Source organism: Kineococcus indalonis (assembly GCF_009906395.1).
In the GTDB taxonomy this organism is placed as follows: Bacteria; Actinomycetota; Actinomycetes; order Actinomycetales; family Kineococcaceae; genus Kineococcus; species Kineococcus indalonis.
Map to the genome: position 1 here is coordinate 1 of NZ_JAAALM010000118.1, position 9,140 is coordinate 9,140.

Below are 9,140 nucleotides of genomic sequence, written 5' to 3' on the forward strand. Positions count from 1 at the left end.
CCCCCGGGGCGGACCTTTCCGAGCACCCCGGCTTCCCGTGGCGCAACCCCGAGCCGCGCAAGGCCTACGTCGTCGTCGGCGGCGGCGGGCACGGCCTGGCCACCGCGCACTACCTGGTGGAGGAGCACGGCATCACGGACGTCGCCGTGCCGGAGAAGGACTGGCTGGCCGGCGGGAACACGGCCCGCAACACCACCCCATCCGCTCCCACTACCTCTGGGACGCCTCGGCGGCCACCTGCGAGCACTCCCTGGAGCTGTGGGAGCACCTGGAGGAGGACCTGGGCTACCCGGTGCTGGGCGCGACCCACCAGCCGCGCGCCGGCATCGCCAAGCACGACCACGTCGGCTGGGGCTTCGCCCGGCGCATCGACGCCGCCGGCGTCGACGTCCTCCAGGACTGCGAGGTCACCGGTCTCACCACCGACGGCGACCGCGTCACCGGGGTGCGCACCACCCGCGGGGACATCGCCTGCGGCAAGGTGGCCCTGGCCGCCGCCGGCGGCACCTCCGTGCTGACCGACATGCTCGGCATCCGCGTGCCGATCCAGTCCCACCCGCTGCAGGCGCTGGTCTGCGAGCTGCTCGAACCGGTGCACCCCACGATCGTCATGTCCAACGCGGTGCACGTGTACGTCTCGCAGGCGCACAAGGGCGAGCTCGTCATGGGCGCCGGCGTGGAGGCCTGCAACGGCTGAGGTCGCCGCCGGCAAGGTGCTCATCTGCTGCTCCAAGCCGCTGGGGGACGTCGCGCTGGACGCTCGAGGCGCCAGCGGGTCAGCGGGTCAGCGGGTCAGCGGGTCAGCGGGTGGCGTCGCCGGTGACCCGGTCGGCGAAGCGTGGGCCGAGCGCGCGCAGGAACGGCCCGCGCGGGGTCAGCTGCGCGGCGGCGGCGAGGACCTCGTTGCGCCGGCCGTCGACGACGGCGGGGCGGTCCGCGTCCAGGGTGTCGAAGAACGTGGCGACCACCTGCTCGACGCTGCGCCGGCGCAGCCCCGCGCCCGCGGCCTCGCCGGCGACGTCGAAGAACCCGGTGTCGGTGACCGTCGGGGACAGGGCCGCCACCCGCACCCCGGTGCCGCGGGTCTCGGCCCACAGCGCCTGCGAGAGGGACAGCACGAACGCCTTCGAGGCCGCGTAGGCGGCGAACCCGGGGGAGGGCGCGTAGGCGGCCATGCTGGCGACGTTGACGACGGCGCCGTGGCCGCGGCGGACCATGCCCGGCAGGAACCGGGCGGTCAGGTCGGTCAGCGTCGTGCAGTTCAGCGTGACCATCGCCGTCAGCGCGGAGGGGTCCGGGACGTCGGCCACCCGGCCGCTGACCCCGAAACCGGCGTTGTTGACCAGGACGTCGACCTCGCGGCCGGCCAGCGCCTCCTGCACCCGCGCGCCGGCCCCGGGGGTGGACAGGTCGAGCGGCACCACGAGGACCCGGCGGCCGTGCTCGGCGCGCGCGCGGGCGGCCAGGGCCTCCAGCTTCGCCGCGCTGCGCGCGACCAGCACGAGGTCGGCGCCGCGGGCGGCCAGGGCCCGCGCGATGCCGGCGCCGATGCCGCCGGAGGCGCCGGTGACCAGGGCGGTGGAACCGGTGACGTCCACGGGGAGCTCCTGACGTGTCGGGGGTGACGCGTCTCTGCGCGTCGATGTGTCACGGTGTGCCACTTCGGCTCGGCTTGTCAAGGTGTCGTGTGCTGGAATGCGGGCGTGGAGCGACCCACCCCCCGCCAGCGCCGCCAGGCCGCCACCCGGCGCGCGCTGGCCGAGCACGCCCTGCGCCTGTTCGCCGAGCGGGGCTACGAGGCGACGACGGTGGCCGACATCGCCGACGCCGCGGACGTGTCCACGCGCACCTTCTTCCGCCACGTGCCCGACAAGGACGAGGCGATGTTCGCCGCGGACGAGGACGTCTTCGCGCTGGTCGTCGAGGCGGCCGCCGCAGCACCCCCGGGCACCGCGCCGCTGGCCCGGCTGCTGCACGGGGTGCGGGCGCTGGCCGGCTCCGCCGAGCAGGACGGCGAGGTCAAGTGCGCCCGCGAGCGCGTCCTGGAGGAGAACCCGGTCCTGCGCGCCCGCGACCTCGCCCAGCAGCTGCGCTGGCAGCAGCAGGCCGAGGCGTTCCTGCGCCGGCAGGGCGTCGCCGCCGACGAGGCGAGCCTGGCGGCGGGGCTGCTGCTGACGGTCTGGCGCGAGTCCTACCGGCGCTGGATCGCCGCCTCGGCCGCCCCGGGCGCGCTGGGGGAGCTCCTCGACGCCGTCGTCGCCGAACTGCCCGGGCACCTGCCCGCGCCCGCCCGGCGGGCCCGGGCCGTGGGACGCTGAGGCGTGAGCACGCCGCCGCGGGAACCGCCGGGACCCGGCGGCGGACCGGCGTGGAGCTGGGACCCCTCGCTGTACGCCGGCAGCGCCGCCCACTACGCGCTCGGCCGGGTGCCCTACCCGCCCGAGCTGGCCGGCGAGCTCGCCCGGGCGCTGCCCCTGGACGGCTCGGGCGTGCTGCTCGACGTGGGCTGCGGGCCGGGGTCGCTGACGCTGCTGCTGGCCCCGCACGTGGCGCTGGCCGTCGGCGTCGACGCGGACGAGGCGATGCTCGCCGAGGCGGCGCGGCTGGCCGCGCAGCAGGGGGTGCGCAACGTGCGCTGGCGCCACCTGCGCGCCGAGGACCTGCCCGCCGACCTGCCCGCGCCCCGGTTGGTGACCTTCGCGCAGTCCTTCCACTGGGTGGACCGGCCCCGCGTCGCGGCGGCGGTGCGCGCGGCGCTCGTGCCCGGCGGCGCGCTGGTCCACGTCAGCGCCACCACGCACGAGGGCGTCGACAGCCGGGACGAGGGCGGCCCGGGGGCGGGCGGCCCGGGCGCACCCGCGCACCCGCGCCCGCCGCGGCGGGCCGTCGACGCCCTCGTGCGCCGCCACCTGGGGCCGCGGCGGCGCGCCGGGCGCGGCGTCCTGACCTCCGGGACGCCCGGGGGTGAGGACGAGGTCTACCGCGCCGCCGGGTTCAGCGGTCCGCAGCGCCTGCACCTGCCCGGCCGGGAGGTCGAGCGCAGCGCCGAGCAGGTGGCCGCGTCGGTGTACTCGCTGTCCAGCTCGGCCCCGCACCTGTTCGGCGAGCGCCTGGGCGCCTTCGACCGGGAGCTGCGCGCCCTGCTGGCCGCGGCCGCCCCTCGGGGGCGCTTCACCGAGCGGGTGGGCCCGGTCGTGCTGAGCATCTGGCGCTAGCCGCCCACGACCGGAGACCCCTGCGGGCCCGGCCGGCCCGCTCAGTCCGCCGCCAGCACCGTGTAGACGGCGGTGATGCGGCCCTCCCGGACGAGCGCGATGTCGGTGCCGCGCACCACGGGTTCCCCGCCCTCCGGCCCGAACCGCCAGGCGAGCAGGCCCAGGTCCTGCACGACCCGCACGGGACCGTCGGGACTGAAGGCGAAACCCGGGGACGCGTCGAGCAGCCGCTGCGCCTTCTCGTCCAGCGCCCGGTGGCCCACCACCGTCTCCTCGGGGTCGGCGAAGGTCACGTCGGGGGAGTAGAGGCGCTCCACGGCCGCCCGGCGCCGGGCGGGGTCCCGCTCGGCGAAGACCTCCAGGAGGTTGGCGTGCATGAGTTCCTCGACGGTCACCGGTCCTCCTCGCTCGTCCACCCGCCGGGCTCGCGGGTCGGCCCGGGGGCGAGGGTCCCACACCCGCGCCTCCTCGCCCACGCCTCCTCGCCCGCGCCTCCTCTGCTGCCCACCCCGGCACGGCGGTGGTGAACGGCACCGTCTCCCGGTACCGCTGCTGCTCGGCGCTCAGCTCGCCGGTGGTGCCGGGTTCGGACGGTGGTTCGCGCAGCACGTGGGAGGGGAGCGAGCCCACCCGGCCGCTGCGCACCAGGTGCACCGGGGCCTCGCCCGGGGCTGCTTCGCAGGCGGGCAGCTCGTCGGCGCAGACGACGACGCCGGAACCGCGCGACATCACGTCGAGCACGGGGTGCTCCCACCAGGTGCTGGTGAAGGCCGTCGTGGTGTCCGCGGGCAGCTCCTGCGGCACCGCGAAGGTCCCGGGGTGGCGCTCGATCGGCTCGCGCACCTGGCGGCGCCAGTCGATCAGCTCGATGAACGGGGGTTGCACGTACCCGTCCGGGCTGGTCGCGGGGCTGCCCACCACGGCGGGGGCGGTGCTGGCGGCGGGGGCGGTGCTGGCGGTCGGACCGGCCGCGGCGCAGGTGCGCGCCCGGCCCCGGGGCGGGTGACCGGCCGCCCGATCGGTGCCACCCCGTCCGGCGTGGCGTCCGGTGCGGCAGGGCCGCTGGCGGGTTCGGGGTCGGGCAGCGCGGTGCTCGTGCACGGCGCGTGGGGCGGTCCGCAGGACTGGCACTGGGTGCGCCGCCTGCTGCAGGACGCGGGGGTGCGGGTGCACACCCCCGACCTGCCCTCGCACCGCGGCCCCGACGCCGGTCTGCCCGAGGACGCCGAGCACGTGCGCGCCGTCCTGCGCGCCGCCTCCCCGCCGGTGGTGCTGGTCGGCTTCTCCTGGGGCGGTGACGTGATCGGGGTCGCCTCGCACGGGGAGGAGGGGGTGCGCCACCTGCTGCACGTGGCCTCGTGCCCGCGCGCGGCGGGCAGCGCCGGCCTCGGCACCGGCTGGATCGAGCAGCACGAGCACATCGCGCTGACCGGCCGCGGCACCTCCCTGCTGGACGACGAGTGGTGGCTGGAGCAGGAGGTGGGCACGACGTTCCCGGCGCACGTGCGCGAGCACCTGCGCCGCCACCCGCGCCGGCCGGCCAGCGTGCGCATCGACACGGACGCGCAGGAGGGGCCCGCCGGCTGGGAGAGCACCCCCACGACCGTCCTGCTCGGCCGGGACGACCCGCTGGTGGGAGCGCGGCAGCGAGCCGAGGCCGCGCAGCGGTGCGCGGACGTGCGGGTCCTGGAGGGCGACCACTTCCTGATCTGGCGCGCGCCGGAGCAGGTGGCCGCGGTCGTCCTGGAGGCGCTGCGCGGCGGCTGAGGCCCGACCCCGGGGCGCACCCGCCGCCGGGCGCGCCCGGGGTCGGCTCAGGGACCGGTCAGGGTCCGTCCCCGATGCCGCCGCACCGGCGCGACGGGCACCCTCGAGACGTCGGACCCGCTGCCCGCGGGTCCCCGCCCCGAGGAGGACCACCGTGAACGCCGTCCACACCACCTTCGCCCGCCGAGGCCTCGTGCGCCCCCGCGACGGCCGCCTCCTCGGCGGCGTGTGCGCCGGGCTGGCCCAGCGCTCCGGGATCGACCCCTGGGCGGTGCGCGCGCTGTTCGTCACCACCCTCGTCGTCGTCCCCGGCAGCCAGGTGCTGATCTACCCGCTGCTGTGGGTGCTCATGCCCGAGGGCGACGCGGTGGTGGCCGCTGCCGGCGTCCACCACCCCGCGGCCTGAGGCCCGCGGCCCCGGTGCCCGGCCCGCGAGGCGGATCCCGGCCGCGAGGGGGGACCCGGTGCTAGCGTCGCGGCGTGCGCGAGCCGCTCCGGGCCGGGACGGGTGTCCTCCTGCTGGTCGTGGCGCTGGCGGGGTGCTCGACCCCCGCCCCGGAGAGCCGTCTGGAGGAGCACGGGGACCGCGCCGAGCAGATCCACGCCGCGATGCTCGAGCACGTCCCCGCGGACGGCGACCCCGCGGCCGGCGCGACCTCCGGGCCGCGGTTCGACGAGGCCGGACCGCTGCTCGGCCGGGAGCACGACACGGCGTCCTGGACGACCGCGTCGTCCGTGCGCCTCGCTGCCGGTGCCACGCCCGCCGAGGTGGCCGCCGCGGTGGGCGCCTGGCTGCGCGAGCAGCGGTGGACGGCGGAGCCCACGGTGGACCAGGGCGGGACGACGCCGTCCGTGGCGGTCCACCGCTTGGCCGAGCCGGACGGCGAGTGGATCGTGCAGGTGGCGTGGCCCGCCCCCGGCCGCGACCGCCGCGTCTCCCTGTCGGTCCAGAGCCCGCTGACCGTCCGCGGGAGCGCGCCGGCGCCGCGGTGACGCCCGCTCCGGCGAGGGCTCCGGCGAGGGCTCCGGAGGGGACGCGACGGCCGCCGGGGCCGGGCGTTCGGCATGCTGGCCCCGTGAGCGACGCAGCACCCGAGCGGCGGGGCACCGCGCAACCCGCGCAACCCGCGCAACCCGCGCAACCCGCGCAACCCGCGGGACCGGCCGAGCGTGCCGAGCGCGCCGCGGCCGTGCGGCAGGGCCTGTCGGTCGCGGTCGCGACCGGCCTGTACGGCGTCAGCTTCGGCGCCCTGAGCGTCACGAGCGGGTTGAGCGTGGTGCAGACGTGCCTGCTGTCGCTGCTGCTGTTCAGCGGCGGCTCGCAGTTCGCGCTGATCGGCGTGCTCGGCGGCGGTGGCACCGTCGGCGCGGCCGTCGCCGCCTCGTCCCTGCTGGGGGTGCGCAACGCGCTGTACGGCCTGCAGCTCGGCCCGGTGCTGCGGGCGCGCGGGTGGCGCCGGTTCGCCGCCGCGCAGCTGACCATCGACGAGTCCACGGCGGTCGCGGTCTCGCAGCCCACGCCGCCCTCGCGGCGGCTGGCCTTCTGGGTCACCGGCCTGGGCGTCTACGTCGGCTGGAACCTCACGACCCTCCTGGGCGCGCTGGTGGGCGGCGCCCTGGGCGACCCGCAGCGCTTCGGCCTGGACGCTGCCGCGTCGGCGGCGTTCGTCGGGCTGCTGTGGCCGCGCCTGCGCGCCCGCGAACCCGTGGCCGTCGCGGTCGTCGGTGCGCTGGTGACGACGCTGCTGGTGCCGCTGATCCCGCAGGGCCTGCCGGTCGTCGCCGCGGCGCTCGCCGGGTCGCTGGTCGCGTGGTTCTCGCCCGCCCGCTCCGGCGGGAGCGGCGCGTGAGCACGTGGACCGCGGTGCTGGCGGCCGCGGCGATCGCCTTCGCCACCAAGCTCGCCGGCTACGTGGTGCCCCCGGCGTGGTTGGAGGAGCCCCGCACCCGCCGGGTCACCGGGGCGCTGCCCGCCGCGCTGCTGGCCTCGCTGGTGGTGCTGCAGACGTTCTCCACGGGGCGCGACCTCGTCCTCGACGCCCGGGCCGCGGGGCTGGCGGTCGCCGTGCTCGCGCTCGTCCTGCGGGCCCCGTTCCTCGTCGTGGTCGTGCTCGCCGCCCTGACGGCCGCCGGGCTGCGCGCGCTGGGGTGGGGGTGACCCCGCGCGCAGCGGGGTCTGCCGCACGCACCGTGAGCGCTCGACATCGACGGGTCACGTCGTCCTTGTCGTTGCAGCCGGTACGGGGCCGCAGCGCCGACCCCCGCCGGGTTCGGCCCCAACGCTCACCGCAGGCGCGCCGGCACGCACCGCCGACCGGCCGCACCGCCGGCCGCCGAGCGCGGAGCAGCGCACACGGTCTCGTCCGCCGGACCGCTGATCGGCCCCGACAGCCCCCGGCCGGACGCGCGCACGGTGCACTCGGTGAAGGTCCCCACCCTCGTCGCGGCGGACGGCGCGCACCACGCGTTCGCCACCATCGCGGTCCCCGGTGGCTGGAACACGGTCCACACCACCTCCACCGACTCCTCCCAGACCTCCACCGCGCCGGTGCGCCCGGGCAGGAGAGCGCCCCCGCGCGGACCCTACGCGGGCGAGGGGCCGTGCAGTGAGTCCCAGCGCTCGGGGACCTGCTCGGGCTCGAAGAACAGCTTGACCACCGGGCCGCCGGCTACGGCGGCCCGGGGCGGCAGCCGCACGACGAGCTCGTCCGGGCCCCGGCTCCACTCCGGCGCCCGCCCGGCGCCCAGCACGTGCACCTCCCGCACCTCGCGCTCCAGCAGCGGCGAGCCGGTGCCGAACGCCTTGACGCGGGCGACGCCGTCCTCGGGTTCGGCGAGGAGGATGGCGTACACGTACTCGCCCGCCGGGTCCTCGCGGTGCGTGAAGCGCACGTCGGCGCCGGTGTACCCCGCGGCGACGTCGTCCACGAACGAACCCGCGGCGGTCTTCGTCGGCCCCTCGCCGGAGACGCGCCACGGCCTGGTGCCGTAGACCGCCTCGCCGTTGCGGGTGAGCCAGTCGCCGACCTGCTCCAGCAGCGCCCGCTCCTGCGCGGCGATGGTCCCGTCCGGCTTGGGGCCGATGTTGAGCAGCAGCACGCCGTTCTTCGCGACGACGTCGGCGAGCTCGGCGACCAGGTCGCTCGCGCTCTTGTACTCGTGGCTGTCCACCCAGCACCAGGAGGTCCGGGACACCGAGGTGTCGTTCTGCCACACCTGCTCGCGGGTGCTGCCGAGCGTGCCCCGCTCGACGTCGTACACCGCGGCGCCGGCGGGGAAGGCGTCCCACTTGTGGTTGATGACCACGCCCCGGCCCCACTGGGCCGCCCGGTTGTAGTAGTAGGCGGCGAGCTGGCGCAGGTACGGCTCGAACGCCGGCTGCTCGATCCACCAGTCGAACCACAGCACCTGCGGGCGGTACCTGTCGACGACCTCGACGCAGCGCAGGAGCCAGTCCTCCAGGAAGCGTTCGTTCGGCGCGGTCTCGTCCCGCTGCGCGGGGCCGTAGAAGTCCTGCCAGCGCGGGTCGCGCACGTCGGAGTCGAAGCGCGTGCCGCCGTTCATGAAGAACCAGTGCTCGGCGCGGTGCGTGGAGGCCCCGCGCACCATCCACGCCTCGTCCACCGCGGCCAGCAGGTCGCCGAGGACGTCCCGCTCGGGACCCATCCTGGCCGCGCTCCAGCGCGAGCGCGCGGTGTCGTACATGGCGAAGCCGTCGTGGTGCTCGGCCACGGGGACGACGAACTGCGCCCCCGCCCGCCGGAACAGCCGCGCCCAGTCGGTGGGGTCGAAACCGCTCATGGTGAACGAGGGGATGAAGTCCTTGTACCCGAAGTCGGCCTGGTCGCCGTGGACCTCGCGGTGGTGCTCGAACTCCGGCCGGCCCTCCTGGTACATGGTGCGCGAGTACCACTCGTTGCGGAACGCCGGCACCGAGTAGACGCCCCAGTGGATGAAGATCCCGAACTTGGCGTCCACGTACCAGCGGGGCGGGCGGTACCGGCGCAGGGAGTCCCACTCGTCGGTGTAGGGACCGGCGTCGACGACGGCGCGGACCGCGGCGAGCGCGGCCGTGTTGTCGGAGACGTCGACGGCCGGCGGCAGGTCCGCGGTGTTCAGCCGCGGCAGGGGCTCGGGCATGGGGGTGCGCTCCTGGTG

General features: G+C 77.0%; 11 protein-coding genes and 1 pseudogene. 9 read left to right on the forward strand and 3 right to left on the reverse strand.

Annotation, left to right across the window (positions count from 1 at the left end):
* Positions 1-694, forward strand: a pseudogene (locus GTR00_RS23775) (FAD-dependent oxidoreductase); the annotation flags it as partial.
* Positions 695-800: 106 nt separating this feature from the next.
* On the opposite strand, the gene GTR00_RS08165 reads toward GTR00_RS23775, so the two are convergent.
* Positions 801-1,598 (reverse strand): SDR family NAD(P)-dependent oxidoreductase, encoded by a 798-nt coding sequence (locus GTR00_RS08165; protein WP_166611131.1) that lies wholly within the window; start codon positions 1,596-1,598, stop codon positions 801-803.
* A 105-nt stretch (positions 1,599-1,703) separates the two neighbouring features.
* Between GTR00_RS08165 and GTR00_RS08170 the strand changes: the two genes are divergently transcribed.
* Entirely contained in the window at positions 1,704-2,318 is a 615-nt protein-coding gene (locus tag GTR00_RS08170) for a TetR/AcrR family transcriptional regulator (protein WP_166611132.1), read from the forward strand.
* Between the two features lie 3 nt (positions 2,319-2,321).
* Positions 2,322-3,215, forward strand: coding sequence for a class I SAM-dependent methyltransferase (locus GTR00_RS08175; RefSeq protein ID WP_166611133.1), 894 nt, complete (start codon positions 2,322-2,324; stop codon positions 3,213-3,215).
* A gap of 41 nt (positions 3,216-3,256) precedes the next feature.
* Here GTR00_RS08175 and GTR00_RS08180 read toward each other — a convergent pair whose 3' ends face one another.
* On the reverse strand, positions 3,257-3,610 hold the full coding sequence (locus tag GTR00_RS08180) for a nuclear transport factor 2 family protein (RefSeq protein WP_323132330.1): 354 nt from the start codon (positions 3,608-3,610) through the stop codon (positions 3,257-3,259).
* A 368-nt stretch (positions 3,611-3,978) separates the two neighbouring features.
* Between GTR00_RS08180 and GTR00_RS25685 the strand changes: the two genes are divergently transcribed.
* The 6 genes from GTR00_RS25685 (at position 3,979) to GTR00_RS08210 (ending at position 7,140) form a co-directional block, all read left to right on the forward strand.
* A complete protein-coding gene (locus GTR00_RS25685; RefSeq protein ID WP_166611134.1) occupies positions 3,979-4,221 on the forward strand; it encodes a hypothetical protein in 243 nt (80 codons plus the stop codon).
* Between the two features lie 32 nt (positions 4,222-4,253).
* Entirely contained in the window at positions 4,254-4,982 is a 729-nt protein-coding gene (locus GTR00_RS25690) for an alpha/beta fold hydrolase (RefSeq protein ID WP_166611135.1), read from the forward strand.
* A 154-nt stretch (positions 4,983-5,136) separates the two neighbouring features.
* Positions 5,137-5,388 (forward strand): PspC domain-containing protein, encoded by a 252-nt coding sequence (locus GTR00_RS08195; protein WP_166611136.1) that lies wholly within the window; start codon positions 5,137-5,139, stop codon positions 5,386-5,388.
* Positions 5,389-5,462: 74 nt separating this feature from the next.
* Positions 5,463-5,975 (forward strand): hypothetical protein, encoded by a 513-nt coding sequence (locus tag GTR00_RS08200; RefSeq protein WP_166611137.1) that lies wholly within the window; start codon positions 5,463-5,465, stop codon positions 5,973-5,975.
* A gap of 197 nt (positions 5,976-6,172) precedes the next feature.
* Entirely contained in the window at positions 6,173-6,832 is a 660-nt protein-coding gene (locus GTR00_RS08205) for an AzlC family ABC transporter permease (protein WP_323132331.1), read from the forward strand.
* Positions 6,829-7,140: an AzlD domain-containing protein gene (locus GTR00_RS08210; protein WP_166611139.1), complete on the forward strand. Its 312-nt coding sequence runs from the start codon at positions 6,829-6,831 to the stop codon at positions 7,138-7,140. The genes GTR00_RS08205 and GTR00_RS08210 overlap by 4 nt, the downstream gene beginning before the upstream one ends.
* A 425-nt stretch (positions 7,141-7,565) precedes the next feature.
* Here the strand turns inward: GTR00_RS08210 and GTR00_RS08215 are convergent, their stop codons facing one another.
* Complete coding sequence (locus GTR00_RS08215; protein ID WP_166611140.1) at positions 7,566-9,122, reverse strand: alpha-L-fucosidase; 1,557 nt, start codon at positions 9,120-9,122, stop codon at positions 7,566-7,568.
* Between the last annotated feature and the right edge of the window lie 18 nt (positions 9,123-9,140).